The sequence below is a fragment of the Streptomyces sp. NPDC006335 genome (assembly GCF_040612795.1).
Classification (GTDB): domain Bacteria; phylum Actinomycetota; class Actinomycetes; order Streptomycetales; family Streptomycetaceae; genus Streptomyces.
Window position 1 is genome coordinate 80,640 of record NZ_JBEXQX010000011.1, and the last position, 15,660, is coordinate 96,299.

Consider the following 15,660-nt stretch of genomic DNA (forward strand, 5'->3'; position numbering starts at 1 on the left):
TTCCCTCGAGTTGATCTGTCACCGCTCGAAGGGAACCTGATCATGCCCCGCCCCCTGCGGGTAGCCATCGTCGGAGCCGGCCCCGCCGGGATCTACGCCGCCGACGCGCTGCTCAAGTCCGATGTGGCCGCCGAACCCGGTGTCTCCATCGACCTCTTCGAGCGGATGCCGGCCCCGTTCGGACTGATCCGTTACGGCGTGGCTCCGGACCACCCCCGGATCAAGGGCATCATCACGGCCCTGCACCAGGTGCTCGACAAGCCGCAGATCCGGCTCTTCGGCAACGTCGACTACCCGACCGACATCAGCCTGGACGACCTGCGCGCCTTCTACGACGCCGTGATCTTCTCCACGGGCGCGACCGCCGACCGCGAGCTGCGCATACCGGGCATCGACCTCGACGGCTCCTACGGCGCCGCCGACTTCGTCTCCTGGTACGACGGCCACCCGGACGTGCCCCGCACCTGGCCGCTGGACGCCGAGAAGGTCGCCGTCCTCGGCGTCGGCAACGTCGCCCTCGACGTGGCCCGCATCCTCGCCAAGACGGCCGACGAGCTCCTGCCGACGGAGATCCCGCCGAACGTCTACGAGGGCCTGAAGGCCAACAAGGCGCTGGAGGTCCATGTCTTCGGCCGCCGCGGCCCGGCACAGGCGAAGTTCTCCCCGATGGAGCTGCGGGAGCTGGACCACTCCCCCAACATCGAGGTCATCGTCGACCCCGAGGACATCGACTACGACGCGGGCTCGATCGAGACCCGGCGCGGCAACAAGCAGGCCGACATGGTCGCCAAGACCCTGGAGAACTGGGCGATCCGCGACGCCGGCGACCGTCCGCACAAGCTGTTCCTGCACTTCTTCGAGTCGCCCACCGAGATCCTCGGCGAGGACGGCAAGGTCGTCGGCCTGCGAACCGAGCGCACCGCGCTGGACGGCACCGGCAACGTCAAGGGCACCGGCGAGTTCAAGGACTGGGACGTCACCGCGGTCTACCGCGCGGTCGGCTACCTCTCCGACAAGCTGCCCAAGCTCCCCTGGGACATCGACTCGGGCACGGTCCCCGACCAGGGCGGCCGGGTCATGCAGGAGAGCGGCGAGCACCTCCAGTCGACGTACGTCACCGGCTGGATCCGACGCGGTCCGGTGGGCCTGATCGGCCACACCAAGGGCGACGCCAACGAGACGGTGTCGAACCTGCTGGACGACTTCGCCAACGACCGCCTCCAGACGCCGGGTTCGCCCGAGCCGGAGGCGGTGGACGCGTTCCTCGCCGAGCGGAACGTCCGCTTCACCACCTGGGAGGGCTGGTACAAGCTGGACGCCGCCGAGAAGGCGCTGGGCGAGCCCCAGGGCCGCGAGCGCGTGAAGCTCGTCGAGCGCGAGGACATGCTGCGGGAGAGCGGCGCCTGATCCGCCCGTCGGGAAGCCGGTCGTGCCACTGCCCGTCACGGGCGGCACGACCGGCTTTTCGTCGCCGACGGAACCCCGGCCCGCGTCCGGTCGTTCCTCACCGTGTCCGTACGGCCGTGCGGGCCGGCGCGGGACGAACGGGGTGGGTGTGGCACGCGTAGTGGTCATCGGTGGCGGTATCGCCGGTACGGCGGCGGCTCTGGCGCTGCACAAGGCGGGCTTCGAGGCTGTCGTGCACGAGGCCCATCCCGACTCGGCCGAGGACATCGGCGCGTTCCTCACCCTCGCGAGCAACGGCATGCGCGCCCTCGCCCAGGTGGACGCCTCCGCGGCGGTCACCGCGATCGGCTTCCCGCTGACCTCGCTGCGGGTCCTCGACGAGACGGGCAGGGAGCTGGCGCACGCCCCCATGGGTGAGATCTCCGACCCGCTCCTGCACTACCGGTGCCTGCGCCGTGGCGACCTCAACACCGCGCTCCAGTCGGAGGCCCGGCGCCGGGGCGTCCCCGTCCGGCACGGCGCACGGCTCGTCTCCGTCGAGGACGGCCCCGACAAGGTCACCGCGCACTTCGCCGACGGCACCACCGCCACCGGCGACCTGCTGATCGGCGCCGACGGCCTGAACTCCGCGGTACGCCGGTCGATCTCCCCCAGGACGCAGCCGCTTCACGCCGGCCAGTACGTCTTCTACGGCTACACCCGCGCCGTCTCTCCTCCGGGCGCGGACGCCTGCATCACCATGGTCCGCGGCAGCGGGGCCGCCTTCGGCTACGCGGTGTCGCCCGAGGGCGAGGCGTATTGGTTCGCCCGGGTGACCGGTGATCCTCTGCCCCCCGCGGAGTTGGCGCAGGGCACGGCCGCCCACTGGCGGGACCGCTGCTGCCGCTGCTGCGCCAGGACGCCACCCCGGCCGCGGACCTCGTCGCGGCCACCGGCGACGACCTCATGGTCACCAACGCCACCGAGATCCCCACCGGCACCGCGTGGCGCTCCGGGCGGACCCTGCTCATCGGCGACGCCGCCCACGCGGCCTCGCCTGCGACCGGCCAGGGTGCCTCGATGGCGCTGGAGGACGCGGTCGTCCTCGCCAAGTCCCTGCGGGACGCGCCGGACCCGGATGCCGCGCTCACCCTGTACGAGACGCTCCGCCGCCCCCGCGTGGAGCACAACATCACCGTGAGCGGCAACATCTCCCGGGGCACCCCCACTCCCCCTGCCGCCTCCCGGCCCTCCGACGAGGACCTCGCCCGGCTCCTGGAGTGGGACGCGGACCTCTGGTCCGAGCGGCACCCCCACTAGAATTTGAGCCCGAACGACTGTGCCAGACGAAGGAGCCGCCCGTGCCCGGCCAGCGATCCATCACCCAAGCCGAGAAGCTCGCTGCCGAGAAACTCGGTGGTTTCCCGATCCGGCGGGACCAGATGGCGGCCGTGGCGAACATCTACCGGGCCGCCTCCGCGGTGCGCCAGCACCTGGAGAACTCCGTGCTGCGCGGCTCGGACCTGACGTGGACGGCGTTCGTCGTGCTGTGGGTCGTGTGGGTGTGGGGCGAGTCGGAGACCCGGCACGTGGCGGAGGAGGCCGGGATCTCCAAGGGCACGCTCACCGGCGTCGCGCGGACCCTGGAGTCTCGCGGGCTGCTGAGCCGCTCCGGACACCCCACCGACGGACGGCTCGTCCTGCTCAGGCTCACCGATGAGGGCGAGGAGCTGATGCGCCGGGTGTTCCCGGCGTTCAACGAGGAGGAGGCCTTCGTGACGGCCGGCCTCAGCGACACCGAGTGCCGTGGCCTCGCCGAGGGGCTGCGGCAGGTCGTGCTCCAGGTGGAGGAGCACGGCGAGGAGCGCCGCCGTGAACTCCTGGACGGCTCCGATCCCGCGCCGCGGCGCAGTGGCCGGCGCCCCAAGGCCTGAGCCCGCACCGACCCCGGCCCCTCTCAGGAGAACAGCGCCTGGACGTCCGGTTTCTTGCCGCCGAAGATGCCGTCCTCCTCGCCGAGGGCGGCGAGCTTCTCCAGCGAGGCCATGTCCACCTGGGCCGGCCAGCTCGGGAGGATGAGCTCGGACAGCACGTCGCCGCTGATCTTGGTGTAGGCGGTGAGGATCTGCCGGGCCTCGTCCGGGTGGCCGGTCGCGTACTCCAGTGACTCGGTCATGGCTTCGGTGAACTTCTTCACCAGCTCCGGGTTCTGCTGCGCGATCTTCGTCGAGGTGAACCAGGTCGCGACGGTGAGCTTGGGGTCGGTCTCGGCGAACGGCGAGGCGATGACCCGGGCGCCCTGCGCCTTGGCGACGGTCTGGGCCGGCTCGCCCATCCACGCGGCGTCCACGCGACCGCCGTCCAGCGCGGCCGGCATCTGGTCGAAGGGGATTTCGACGAACTTCACCTTCGCCGGGTCGCCGCCGTCCTCGCGCACCGACTCGCGGACCGTGGTGTCCCCGATGTTCTGGAGGGTGTTCACGGCGACCGAGCGCCCGGCCAGGTCCTTCGCGGACTTCACCGGGCTGTCCTTCTTCACCAGGACCGCGGTGACGTCGGCTCCCACCTTGCCGTTGGAAGCCGCCCCGTTGACGACGGACTTCACGGGAACGCCCTTGGTCTGCGCGAGCATCAGGGACGTGGTGTTGCTGAAGCCGAACTGGAACTGACCGCTCACCACTCCCGGGATGATCGCCGCGCCGCCCTGCGCGGTCACCATCCTCAGCTCGATCCCCCGGTCGGCGAAGAACCCCTTCTTCTGCCCGAGATAGAGCGGTGCCACGTCGACGATGGGGATGACGCCGACCGTGACCTGTGTCGTCTTTCCTCCGCCCGCGGACGTCGTGCCGCCGCTCCCGGAGTCCGACGAGCCACACCCGGCGGCGCCCGCGAGGGTCACCACCGCAACGGCAAGTCCGAGCACACGCCTTCGCATGGGGCCCTCCTGACGAGACGGCAGAACGCCTCACGACCCGTCCCCTGATGTTGTGCACATCATTGACGCCCGCAATGTACACGCCTACTTTCGCCGGTGTCAGTCCCCCCGACCGCAGGAAAAACGGACCGCGCCCAAGGAGCCCACGTCTCGTGATGCACCGCATCCGCACCCGTACGCTGGTCACCGTCGCGGCCCTGCTGCTCGCCGCCCCCTTCCCGACCGCCGCCCACGCCGCCGAGGACGTCCACGTCGAGGGCCGGTTGCCGTCCGGCGCGACCTACCTCATGGACGTGCCGGCCGCCTGGAACGGCACGGTCCTCCTCTACAGCCACGGCTACACACCGCCCGGCGTCCCCAACCCGGCCCGCAACGCGCCCGACGACACCACGAAGTCCCTGCTCCTGAAGCAGGGTTACGCGCTCATCGGTTCCTCGTACGCTACCACCGGCTGGGCCGTCACCGAGGCCGTACCCGACCAGCTCGCCACCCTCGACACCTTCACCGCCCGCTTCGGACGCGCCGACCGGACCATCGCCTGGGGTACCTCCTACGGCGGTCTCGTCACGACCGCCCTCGCGGAACGCCACGCGCCCCGCCTCGCCGGTTCACTGTCGATGTGCGGGCTGGTCCAGGGCGGTGTCGCCAACTGGAACAGCACCCTGGACCCGGTGTTCGCGCTGAAGACGCTCCTCGCGCCCGGCTCCGGCATCCCGTTGACCGGGTTGCCTGGCCCGGCCGCCGCGACCGAGGCGTCCGACGCCATGACGGCCGTCGTCACCGGGGCTCAACAGACCGCCGACGGACGCGCCCGCATCGCGCTCGCCGCCGCCCTGCACAACATCCCCGGCTGGAACGACCCTTCGCAGCCCCGGCCCGCGCCCACCGACTGGAACGCCCAGCAGTCCGGCCAGTACCAGGCCGTCCTCGGGCTGGTGCGATTCCCCGCGTTCGTCTGGCGCCAGGAGGCCGAGTCCAGGGCGGGCGGCAACACGTCGTGGAACACCGGGGTCGACTACCGCGCGATGCTCCGCGACTCCCCCTACCTCAAGGAGGTCGAGGAGCTGTACGCGAAGGCGGGCCTCTCCCTGAAGTCCGACCTCAACGCCCTCGACCGGGCTCCTCGCATCCGCGCCGACCGGAACGCCGTCGACCGGATGAGCCGTACGAGCTCCTTCACCGGGCGCCTCACCAAGCCCCAACTGAACATCCACACCACCGGCGACGCGCTGATCCCGGTGCAGTCCGAGAGTGCCTACCGCCGGGCCGCCACGGCCGCGGGCTCGGCTCCGCTGCTGCGGCAGCGCCATGTCGACAACGCGGGCCACTGCACCTTCAGCCCCGGCGAGCAGATCGCCGCCCTGCACGCGCTGGAGGACCGGATCAGGAGCGGCCACTGGCGCGGCAGCGATCCCGCCGCGCTCAACTCCCGTGCCACCGAAGCCGATCCGGCCTCACCCGCCCGTTACCTCCCCTACTCCCCGGCCGCCTACCCCCGCCCCTACGACCGGGCACACCCTTGCGACGGGCACGGGAAGTAGACCGCGGCCGTCATGGCTCCGAGGTCTCGGCCTCCAGCGAAGCGCGCGTGGCCGTGCCGTAGACGCCGGACTCGTCCTGAAGGATGAAGCGGGTGACCTGGTAGGTACGCACGGCGCTGCGGACCTGCTCGTCGAAGTCGCCGTCGGCCTCCCCGTCGTAGAGGCCGATCTGCCCAAGCCGGAGCTGGAGTTCGACGACCTCGGGTCCCTGGTCGCCGAGGCCGAGCACGGGAGGCCGGCCGTTGGACACGGTGGGGCCGGGGACCGCCGTGATGGTGGCGGCGGCGCTCGACGGGGCCCGGGTCGGGGTGGCGGTGGGCGTCGGGGACGCGCTGTCGCCGGCCTCCGCGCTCGGCGCGGAGGAGGGCGGTGCGGACGACGGTGTCGAGGTCGCCGCAGGGGAGGAAGCCGTGACGGAAGGGCCGCTCGACGACGGTGTCTCCTCCGGTACGCCCGCGCGCACTCCGCCGACCACGGAACCGTCCCGTGAAGGGCTGTCGTAGGTGAAGAGCCCGCTGACGAATCCGCCCGTGACCAGCACGGCGGCGGCCGCCCCCGCCCCGGCGACCACCAGGTTCCGCCGCCTGCGACCGTGCGGGCCGCCCTCGACCGGGGACTGCGCGCGCGGCTCCGCGTCAGGTGCCCGCCCCGCGTCCGCCGGCGCCAGGGTGACGTCACTCAAGTCCGCGCTGAGGGTGGGGGGTTCCGGCTCCCCGTCCGGGTCGGCCGGCACCTCGCCGACCTCCACGTAGGGCCGTATGCGCACCGGGTCGAAGTCCTCCGCCGCAGCCGCCTCGGCAGTACGGGACTCGAGATGGGCCTCGGAGGCACGGTGGGCGCAGGCGCAGGAGGGAGTGCCGTCCGCCGCCCTGGGCGCCCCGCACTCCGGGCAGACGAGGACTGGTGGTTCACTCACGCGCGTTCCCTCTCCCTACGATCTTCATATCGTAGACAGATATGCCGCGCGAAAATTCCACACTTCGTATCGTCCGGAATCCACCGCATCCGCGGGGCCGAGAATCAGCCACCGGGCGTGAAGCCGAGATGAACGGCGGCGGACGGATGGCCCCAACGGGCGCCCAGCGGCGGGGGGTTGGCGGACCGGGGAGCGCGCAAGACGGCGACAACTTGGGGTAACCAGCGGTAACTTCTCTCCCGCCCCGCCCCTTCACCCCCGCCCGCCACTCCTCCAGGAGAAACTCCCCATGCGCAGACTCCTCGCCGCCCTGGCGACGACCGCCTCCGCCCTCGGTGGCCTCACCGCGGCCGCCCCGTCCGCCACGGCCGCCGACTCGGGCACCTTCAGCGTCCTCAGCTACAACGTGGCCGGGCTGCCCGAGGCCATCTCCAGCGCGCCGACACCCCGCGAGTCGAGCACCACGGCGATCGGCCAGCGGATCGCGCCGTACGACATCGTCCACGTGGAGGAGGACTTCAACTACCACGCCCGCCTCTACGCGGCCGACACCAACCACGCCTACCGCACCCCCACCAGCGGCGGCGCCGGCATCGGCAGCGGTCTGAACACACTGTCCAAAATCCCCTACGACGCCGACGACTTCGAGCGGGTGCGCTGGAACTCCTGCCAGGTGGACTCGGGCGACTGCCTCACCCCCAAGGGCTTCACCTTCATGCGCGAGCGCCTCGCCGAGGGCGTCTACGTCGACTTCTACAACCTGCACACCAACGCGGGCACCAGCGACGGGGACCTCGCCTCGCGCGCGGACAACCTCAACCAGCTCACCGCGTTCATCAAGGCCCACTCGGCCGGCAACGCCGTCGTGGTCATGGGCGACACCAACACCCGTTACACCCGCTCCGGCGACACGATCGCCGAGTTCGCCGCGGCCAACGGCCTCACCGACCCCTGGGTCCAGCTCGTCCGCGGTGGCACCCCGCCCGCCAAGGGCAGCGACGCCCTGGTCTGCGACCAGAGCGGCACCACCGTCCCCAACACCTGCGAGGTCGTCGACAAGGTCCTCTACCGCGGCAGCCCACTCGTCTCCCTCAACGCGACCTCGTACAACAACGAGCACGCCAGGTTCCTCACCGGCGACAACCTGATGCTCTCGGACCACGACCCGATCACGGTCGGCTTCACCTGGTCGCGCAACCCCGCCTACCAGCTCAGCGACCAGTTCGGCGGCCCGCACGGCGACTACTACAACGACATCACCGCCGTCCCGGCCGGGGCCGCCGCCACCAGCATCGGGCTGCGCAGCGGCTCCCGCGTCGACCGGATGAGCCTCACCCTGGCGAACGGCACCACCCTCGCCCACGGCGGGACCGGCGGCACCGCGTCCTCCCTGACGCTGGGCAGCGGGGAGTACGTGACCCAGGCCCAGCTCTGCCAGGGCGAGTACAACGGCCACACGCGGATCTTCTACGCCAAGTTCACGACCAGCCTCGGCCGCACGCTGGCCGGGGGCACCACCACCTCCGACTGCGTGACCCGCACCGCCCCCGCCGGCCGGCAGATCGCCGGATTCCACGGCCGCTCCGGTGACGCGGTCGACAAGGTCGGCTTCATCTACACCCAGCGCTGACCCACCCGCCCCGGGGCGCTCCCGAGCGCCCCGGGTGCACAGGAATCACAAAAGCGTGACAGGACGATTGACGCGCCCGTGGCCAGGCCCTACTTTCTGATCGATTTACCGAACTCCGTTCGAAATACCGGTCAATGAGGCGTTCCCCGCACGCCACCCTGGAGAGCAAGATGAGCGCAAACCCTCACCTGTCCCGCCGCGGCCTCCTGGGCATGACGGCCGCCGTGCCGCTCGCCCTGGCCCTCGGCTCCGGCACCGCCCACGCCGCCGACTCGGCGTACGCGATGGTCTACTTCACCGAGTCCACCAAACTCGGCGACGGCACCGACTACGGCCTCCACCTGGCCGTGAGCCCCGACGGGCTCAACTGGACGCCGCTCAACCAGAACAACCCGCTCGTCACCCCCACCGCCGGCGCCCTCGGTCTGCGCGACCCGTTCCTGATGCGCAAGCAGGACGGCACCTTCGTCGTGCTCGCCACCGACCTCAAGGGCACCGACTGGAACTACAACAGCCAGTACATCCACGTCTGGGACTCCGCCGACCTGCGCACCTTCACCGGCTACCGGCGCCTGAAGCTGCACGACATGGCCACCCACAGCTGGGCGCCCGAGGCGTTCTGGGACGCGGGCCGGGGCCAGTACGCGGTCATCTACTCCTCGGTCAACTCCAGCGGCCACAACGTGATCATGGTCAACTACACCAGCGACTTCGTCACCGCCTCGGCCCCGCAGGTCTTCTTCGACCCCGGCTACGACGTCATCGACGGTGACATGGCCGTGGGCGTGAACGGCTACAACTACCTCTTCTTCAAGAAGAACCAGACGCTGGTGAGCGCCCGATCCACCACCCTGAACCCGGGCAGCTTCACCGAGTACAGCGCGGGCGTGGCCCACGGCGGCACCGAGGCCCCCACCGTGGTCAAGTCCCTCACCACCGGCAACTGGTGGCTGTGGGGAGACACCTACACCCCCAACGGCGTCTTCTACGCCTGGCAGTCCAGCAGCCTGGCCTCCGGCACCTGGACCGCCCTCGACCAGAAGACCTACACCCAGCCGGTCAACTCCAAGCACTGCGGCATCACCACGATCACCACGGCCGAGTACGACAACCTGCTCGCGAAGTGGGGCGCCCCGGCCTGGAACCGGCTCAAGTCCTACAACTTCCCCGCCCGTTACGTCCGCCACTCCAACTACGCGGGCCGCATCGACGAGTACCCGATCGAGCCGTACAAGGACTCCCTGTGGACCCTCGTCCCGGGTCTCGCCGACAGCTCCGGCGTGTCCTTCCGGTCCGTCAACTACCCCGACCGCTACCTGCGGCACTACAACTACGCGCTCCAGCTCGACGTCAACGACGGCACGTCGACCTTCGCCGGCGACGCCACCTTCTACCGCACGGCGGGCCTCGCGGACGCGAGCTGGGCCTCCTTCCGCTCGTACAACAACCCGACCCGTTACATCCGGCACTCCAACTACGTCCTGCGCATCGACCCGATCTCCACCACCACGGAGAAGCAGGACGCCACGTTCCGAGTCGGTTACTGATTCAACCGAAAAGCCCCCCTGGCGCTCGGCGTCCGTATACGCTCCAGGTCTTCTTCACGAGACCTTCACAGGGGGGCTTTTCCATGCGCAGAGGACACATAGCCGTCGCCGCGGCCGCGGGCGCGCTGACCGTGCTGGCCGCGGTCCCGGCCCACGCCGCCGAGTACTCGTCGGCGCTGAAGATCAAGGGCGTCCAGTACGACGCCCCGGGCCGGGACTCCAACAGCTGCGCCACCGGCAACACCGACGAGGAGTACCTGACGATCAAGAACTACTCGTCGAGCGCGACCGTGAACCTCAAGGGGTACGTCGTCAAGGACGCCGCCGGCAACAAGTTCACGTTCACGAAGAACCACACGCTCCAGCCCGGCGACTACGTGAAGCTGCGCGGGGGCCGCGGCACCGACTCCGACGGGAGCAACGTCGTCTACCGCAACAACTGCAACTTCATGTGGAACAACGACAAGGACACGATCTACCTCTACAAGCCCTCGGGCGCGCACGCCGACACCCACGCGTACACCAAGAGCGCCAACGACCGGGACGGCAACGGGTACATCACGTACCACGGCTGAGCAGGTCACGTCCGCTCACGACGACCAGCGCGGCGGTCAGCGCGACCAGGGCCGCCGCCTGGGTCAGGACACCCACGCGCAGTGCCCCCGGCAGGAGGTCGAGCCACGGGTAGACCGCGGTGATCCGGACGGCCAGGAGGAGCAGCCCCAGTGCCGCGAGGGCGGCGGCCTCTCCGGCGGGGACGCGCCTCTCGCCCCGCACGCGGTACAGCAGCCAGGCGAGAGCCGTCACCAGGTAGCACGTGACGAGCGCCCAGACGGTGTCGACCCCGCCGGGGAGCGCCACGACGGAGCCGCCCATCAGCACACAGCAGGCGGCGAAGACGAGGCCGGGCGCGCCGGCGGGGAGGGCCGACGGGGGCGCGTCGCGGTGGTGGGCCGCGCACAGCGCCAGCGCCGACGCCCAGGCCAGCACGGCGGCCGCGACGACGTACGCGGAGTCCGAGGGAGCGAAGTCGCGGGCCCAGAGATCGGCCAGTGGCCAGAGTGTCGGCAGGGCCGCGACCAGGGCCGAGATCTGGGCGAGGCGGCGGTGGTCGTGCAGGAGGGCGAAGTAGGCGACCGTCCACAGCAGCGGGAGGAACCACTGGGTGACCGCGCCCACGCCGGCCCACACCCCGTGGCCGGTGAATCCGTCCGTGAACATGTCCCACTGGCGCCCGCCGCGGGTCGACGCCCAGGTCAGTCCGAGGACCCGGTCGACCACGGCGGAGGCCGCCTGGAGCAGGACGGCGAAGAGCGCGAAGAGGCGGACGGCGGAGCCGAGCACGGCGTACCGGCGGGGCGCTCCGCCCGCGCCGAGCCTGCTGCGCACGGCCAGCGCGACGATGCTCGCCACCTCACCGAGGGTGGGCCGGCTCTGCTCCTGGGTGTCCTGGTCGATGTCCCACAGGTAGGTCTCGACCATCTCCTCCTCGCGCTCGCGCCGGTAGTAGGCGGGCAGCAGGCGCAGGACGGTGCGGTAACGGGCTTCGAGCAGCGTCGTCATGCCATGCCTCCGGCGAGTCCGGGCCCCGTGACGGGCACGTCGGTGGTTCCGGGAGCGCTCGCGGGGTCGCGGCGCCCTTCGGCGATCCGCTTCTTCGCGGCGCTCGCTCCGGCGGCCAGCCGTTCCGCCTCGGCGTCCAGGGCCGCGGTCCCCTCGTCGGTGAGCCGGTAGTAGCGCCGGAGCCTGCCCTGCTGCACCTCCTCGCGGTCCAGCACGATCAGTCCGTCGGCGGTGAGCCGGTCCAGTACGCCGTAGAGGGTGCCGACACGCATCTGCACGGCCCCCTCGGAGAGTTCCTCGACCTCGCGCAGGATGCCGTAGCCGTGCCGCGGCTGGTCGGCGAGGGCGGTCAGTACGAAGAACGCCGCCTGTGTCATGTTCCTCGGTGCCATGAACACGAATATATCGGCTCCCGATATATTCAGCGAGCCGAAACGCGGGATCGGGTGCGGACGGCGAACAGGGCCCGCCCCAATGCGGATGGTGGGCGGGCCCTGTTCGACAGGTCATTTTGGCGTGCCGGGTCGCGAACTGGGCACGAGTGAACAGCGGTTGGTCGGTGCGGAGCGTGTGCGCCCCGTGTGCGCGGGGCAGATCATGGTGAGCGTCCGGTGCGGTCGCGCACCGGACCCCGGGCGTGTCCGCCTGCCGGACCCCGCCTGGTCCGTACGGGTCGGCGGCGACGATACTTGGCCCTGGCACGCACCACCCCCTCTCACAGATGGACCCATGTCAAGCACTCCCACGGCAGACCCCACGGCACCCTCCACCGTCTGGCTGGCCCGCGGCCGCCATCTCGGATCCGACGCGGCCGACGTCCTGCGCCGGAACCTGGAGCGACTGAAGGAGAGTGCGGCCCTCGACGACTTCCAGGAGCCGTCCGAGACCGGGGAGGCTCCGGAGCGGATCTTCGAGGCCCGCTGGCGCGTCGCCGACGAGGTGACCGTCCGGGCCCGGCTCTCGCTCGCCCCCGTGTCGAGCGGCGGACAGGAGTGGGTGCTGGCGGCCGAGGCGGAAGCGCCGTGGGATCTGCGGTGGCCCTCTCCCGCGACCATGTTCTGGCCCGACAGCGACGACGTCTTCTGGGACCGCGACGCCGCCACCGGTCTGCGGCTGCGGGACCTGAGCGTGCTGCCCGGGGAGGACAAGGACGTACGGCGGGTGCTCCGGCAGGCCGTGCGCCGGAGCTGGGCGGTGCATGTCGTCGTCCACGAGGCCATGACCACCGATCAGCGCGGCCGGCGCCCGCTGGCGGACATGCTGCCGCCGAGCCTGCGCCACCGGGTCGTCGAACACCGGGCGCAGCCGCACCAGTTGCGGGTGCTGAACTGGGCCGTGAAGGACTTCGGCGTGGAGGTGCCGCGCGGCGGTGCCGTGGTGCTGCCCGGGACGCCGGTGCCGCCCGGGTACGACAGCCAGGACTTCGCCGTACGCAGTGTGTTCCTCGACGGCTCGGAGCCGACCGAGCTGATCGCGGCCGTGACGCGGTACGCCGCGATGCCCAAGCCGCTGCCGGACGGTGGGGAGGCGGCCGTGACCGCGCTGCGGGAGCAGTGGCAACTGTTGACCCTGGAGGAGGAGCTCGAACGGGAGCGCGCGCTCGTGGCGATGTACGCCGAGGCGCTGGAGGCCATGACGAAGTCCCGGGACCTGTACCGGGAGGCCGCGGAGCGGGCCAACGAGGCGCTGGCGATCTACCGCGAGAACGCCCCGGCACCGGAGCCCCGGACGGATCCGGAGGCCACCTCGCCGTTGCAGCAGCTCACGAAGACCTTCGGACGCTGGAAGGGCACGCTGCGGCCCGCGGCCCGCGACGAGGACCCGGACCGGCGGATCAGCTGAAGAGCGGGAACCGGTCCGCGTCCGCGCCGAGGGCGAGGCGTTCGGGGTCCGTGAGCGGTGTGCGCCCGGTGGCGGCGCGGGCGTAGTGCTCGTCGCTCCAGTCGAGCGGGACGGGCCGGCCGAGGAGGCCGTCCAGGGTGGCGCGCACAGCGGCCAGGCCCGCCGAGGACGGTCCGGCCGCCTCCGGCAGGTCGGCGACGAGGTCAAGGTGGTGGACGGTCGCCTCGACGGCCAGGGTGAGCGCGAGGTCACCGGCCGTCAGCACATGGCCCTGGGTCGACACCCGCAGACCCGGGCGGGTGTCCGCGACGGCGTTCACGACGGCCGCGGCGGTCTCCAGGTACAGGTCGCGCAACTGGCGGAAGTCGAGGAACATGCTGGCGCTCACCCGGTTCCAGCGTCGGCCGTGGGCCGCGCCGACCGGGTCCGGCGCCCAGTCCCGCCAGTAGGTCACCGCGTCCCGGTCGGGTGGTCCGGCCGCCGGCGTGTGCAGGGCGACCAGGGCCCGCTGGGCGTCCCCGGCACAGTGGAAGACCAGGTCGCGCACCGCCCAGCCCGCGCACCCGGTGGGCCGCCAGGACTCCTCGTCCCCGAGGGGGCGCACGACGGCCGCGAAGGCCCCGTAGGCGGCGCGGAGCACGTCGGCGTTCATCAGGCCAGCTTAGGAGGGGTCCTTTCCCGGCGTGACCGGAGGTGTCGGAGGGCCCGCTGTGGATACGCGGTGGGGACAGCACCTCGGTCCGTCCGGAAGGTCACCGTCATCATGAGCGGCGAGAACAACGACAGCGCCACCTGCTCGGAGACGAAGCTCACCGTCAACGGAGAACCCCACACCCTCCTCGTCGGCCACCGGCGCGTCCTGCTGGACGTACTGCGCGAGGATCTGGACCTGTGGGGTGCCAGGAAGGGCTGCGACCACGGCCAGTGCGGGGCCTGCACGGTCCTGGTGGACGGGCGCCGGGTCAACAGTTGTCTGCTGCTCGCCGTCGCCCTGGACGGCAGCGAGGTCCGCACCGTCGAGGGCCTGGGCGGCGACGGGGACGAACTGCACCCCCTGCAACGGGCCTTCCTGGACCGCGACGCCTTCCAGTGCGGCTACTGCACCCCCGGCCAGCTCTGTTCGGCCCTCGGCATGCTCGACGAGGCGGCGGCGGGCCACCCCTCGCGCGTCACCGGCGACACCCCGGCCGGTGATCCGGTGCCGCTGGACCGGGACGAGATCCGCGAGCGGCTCAGCGGCAACCTCTGCCGCTGCGGCGCCTATCCACGCATCGTCGACGCGGTCGAGGACGTGATCCGGTGAGGACCTTCGACTACGTACGGGCCACGAGCCCCGAGGAGGCGGCGGAGCTCTTCGCCGCCCGGCCCGGCGCCCGCTACCTCGGCGGCGGCACCAACCTGGTCGACCTGATGAAGCTCGGCGTCGAACGGCCGGAGCTGCTCGTGGACGTCAGCCGACTGCCCCTGGACGAGGTCCAGGAACTCGCGGACGGCTCACTGCGCGTCGGCGCCACGGTCCGCAACAGCGACCTGGCGGCCCATCCCGCCGTCCGCGCCCGCTACCCGGCCCTCTCCCAGGCCCTGCTCGCGGGCGCCTCGGGGCAGCTCCGCAACGCGGCCACCACGGGCGGCAACCTGCTCCAGCGCACCCGCTGCCCCTACTTCCAGGACGTCTCCAAACCGTGCAACAAGCGGGCCCCGGGCAGCGGTTGCGGCGCCCGCGAGGGCGTGCACCGCGACCACGCGGTGCTCGGACACTCCCCGCACTGCATCGCCACGCACCCCTCGGACATGGCGGTCGCGCTCGCCGCGCTGGACGCCCAGGTCGAGTTGTACGGCACCGAGGGCGCCCGGAGCGTCCCCGTGGCCGACTTCCACCGCCTGCCGGGGGACCATCCGGAGCGGGACACCGAGATCCTGCCCGGCGAACTCATCACCGGGGTACTGCTGCCGACGGCCTCGGCCGGGCTGCCGTCCGCCTACCGCAAGGCCAGGGACCGGGCGTCCTACGCCTTCGCCCTCGCCTCGGTGGCCGCCGTGGTGCGGGTGACGGACGGGGTGGTCGACCATGCCGGGATCGCCTTCGGCGCGCTGGCGCACCGGCCGTGGCGGGCACGCCGGGCCGAGCAGGCCCTGGTGGGCGCCGCGCCCACGGCGGCAGCGTTCGAGCACGCGGTCGACCTGGAGCTCTCCGCCGCCGAACCGCTGCGGGACAACGGCTACAAGGTGCCCCTGGCACGCTCGCTGGCCCTGGACGTCCTGACCCGGCTCACCACGGCCGCCAGGGCTTGAGGAGGACG

The 15,660-nt window shown here is 71.5% G+C and carries 14 protein-coding genes and 1 pseudogene; 10 read left to right on the forward strand and 5 right to left on the reverse strand.

Going from position 1 to position 15,660, the window contains the following annotated elements; translation table 11 throughout:
• Positions 1-42: 42 nt before the first annotated feature.
• From ABZ098_RS28155 to ABZ098_RS28165, 3 genes and pseudogenes are all read left to right on the forward strand, one after another.
• Positions 43-1,407 (forward strand): FAD-dependent oxidoreductase, encoded by a 1,365-nt coding sequence (locus tag ABZ098_RS28155; protein WP_356595756.1) that lies wholly within the window; start codon positions 43-45, stop codon positions 1,405-1,407.
• Between the two features lie 148 nt (positions 1,408-1,555).
• Positions 1,556-2,706, forward strand: a pseudogene (locus tag ABZ098_RS28160) (FAD-dependent monooxygenase).
• A 41-nt stretch (positions 2,707-2,747) separates the two neighbouring features.
• The gene (locus ABZ098_RS28165) at positions 2,748-3,320 is read left to right on the forward strand and encodes a MarR family transcriptional regulator (protein ID WP_356595758.1); all 573 of its coding nucleotides are present in this window, start codon (positions 2,748-2,750) and stop codon (positions 3,318-3,320) included.
• Between the two features lie 23 nt (positions 3,321-3,343).
• Here ABZ098_RS28165 and ABZ098_RS28170 read toward each other — a convergent pair whose 3' ends face one another.
• Positions 3,344-4,321 carry an ABC transporter substrate-binding protein gene (locus tag ABZ098_RS28170; protein ID WP_356595760.1) on the reverse strand — a complete coding sequence of 326 codons (978 nt, stop codon included), beginning with the start codon at positions 4,319-4,321 and terminating at the stop codon, positions 3,344-3,346.
• Between the two features lie 155 nt (positions 4,322-4,476).
• Between ABZ098_RS28170 and ABZ098_RS28175 the strand changes: the two genes are divergently transcribed.
• Positions 4,477-5,862 carry a hypothetical protein gene (locus ABZ098_RS28175; RefSeq protein WP_356596067.1) on the forward strand — a complete coding sequence of 462 codons (1,386 nt, stop codon included), beginning with the start codon at positions 4,477-4,479 and terminating at the stop codon, positions 5,860-5,862.
• 10 nt (positions 5,863-5,872) lie between these two features.
• On the opposite strand, the gene ABZ098_RS28180 is transcribed toward ABZ098_RS28175, so the two are convergent.
• Positions 5,873-6,778 carry a peptidoglycan-binding domain-containing protein gene (locus ABZ098_RS28180; RefSeq protein ID WP_356595762.1) on the reverse strand — a complete coding sequence of 302 codons (906 nt, stop codon included), beginning with the start codon at positions 6,776-6,778 and terminating at the stop codon, positions 5,873-5,875.
• A gap of 289 nt (positions 6,779-7,067) precedes the next feature.
• Here ABZ098_RS28180 and ABZ098_RS28185 point away from each other — a divergent pair, with 289 nt between their 5' ends.
• The 3 genes from ABZ098_RS28185 to ABZ098_RS28195 all read left to right on the forward strand — a co-directional run bounded on the left by ABZ098_RS28185 (position 7,068) and on the right by ABZ098_RS28195 (position 10,530).
• Positions 7,068-8,408 carry a jacalin-like lectin gene (locus ABZ098_RS28185; protein WP_356595764.1) on the forward strand — a complete coding sequence of 447 codons (1,341 nt, stop codon included), beginning with the start codon at positions 7,068-7,070 and terminating at the stop codon, positions 8,406-8,408.
• A gap of 170 nt (positions 8,409-8,578) precedes the next feature.
• On the forward strand, positions 8,579-9,955 hold the full coding sequence (locus ABZ098_RS28190; RefSeq protein WP_356595766.1) for a glycoside hydrolase family 43 protein: 1,377 nt from the start codon (positions 8,579-8,581) through the stop codon (positions 9,953-9,955).
• A gap of 83 nt (positions 9,956-10,038) precedes the next feature.
• Positions 10,039-10,530: a lamin tail domain-containing protein gene (locus ABZ098_RS28195; RefSeq protein ID WP_356595768.1), complete on the forward strand. Its 492-nt coding sequence runs from the start codon at positions 10,039-10,041 to the stop codon at positions 10,528-10,530.
• On the opposite strand, the gene ABZ098_RS28200 is transcribed toward ABZ098_RS28195, so the two are convergent.
• Together ABZ098_RS28200 and ABZ098_RS28205 are read right to left on the reverse strand one after the other, a co-directional pair.
• Complete coding sequence (locus ABZ098_RS28200; RefSeq protein WP_356595770.1) at positions 10,514-11,518, reverse strand: hypothetical protein; 1,005 nt, start codon at positions 11,516-11,518, stop codon at positions 10,514-10,516. The genes ABZ098_RS28195 and ABZ098_RS28200 overlap by 17 nt on opposite strands.
• On the reverse strand, positions 11,515-11,895 hold the full coding sequence (locus ABZ098_RS28205) for a PadR family transcriptional regulator (protein WP_356596069.1): 381 nt from the start codon (positions 11,893-11,895) through the stop codon (positions 11,515-11,517). The genes ABZ098_RS28200 and ABZ098_RS28205 overlap by 4 nt, the downstream gene beginning before the upstream one ends.
• A 352-nt stretch (positions 11,896-12,247) precedes the next feature.
• Between ABZ098_RS28205 and ABZ098_RS28210 the strand changes: the two genes are divergently transcribed.
• A complete protein-coding gene (locus ABZ098_RS28210) occupies positions 12,248-13,360 on the forward strand; it encodes a hypothetical protein (RefSeq protein ID WP_356595772.1) in 1,113 nt (370 codons plus the stop codon).
• Here the strand turns inward: ABZ098_RS28210 and ABZ098_RS28215 are convergent.
• Positions 13,353-14,012, reverse strand: coding sequence for a maleylpyruvate isomerase N-terminal domain-containing protein (locus tag ABZ098_RS28215; protein ID WP_356595774.1), 660 nt, complete (start codon positions 14,010-14,012; stop codon positions 13,353-13,355). The two genes, ABZ098_RS28210 and ABZ098_RS28215, sit on opposite strands and share 8 nt — an antisense overlap.
• Before the next feature lie 111 nt (positions 14,013-14,123).
• Here ABZ098_RS28215 and ABZ098_RS28220 point away from each other — a divergent pair, with 111 nt between their 5' ends.
• A complete protein-coding gene (locus ABZ098_RS28220; protein WP_356595776.1) occupies positions 14,124-14,663 on the forward strand; it encodes a 2Fe-2S iron-sulfur cluster-binding protein in 540 nt (179 codons plus the stop codon).
• Positions 14,660-15,652 (forward strand): xanthine dehydrogenase family protein subunit M, encoded by a 993-nt coding sequence (locus ABZ098_RS28225; RefSeq protein WP_356595778.1) that lies wholly within the window; start codon positions 14,660-14,662, stop codon positions 15,650-15,652. The genes ABZ098_RS28220 and ABZ098_RS28225 overlap by 4 nt, the downstream gene beginning before the upstream one ends.
• Positions 15,653-15,660: the final 8 nt, after the last annotated feature.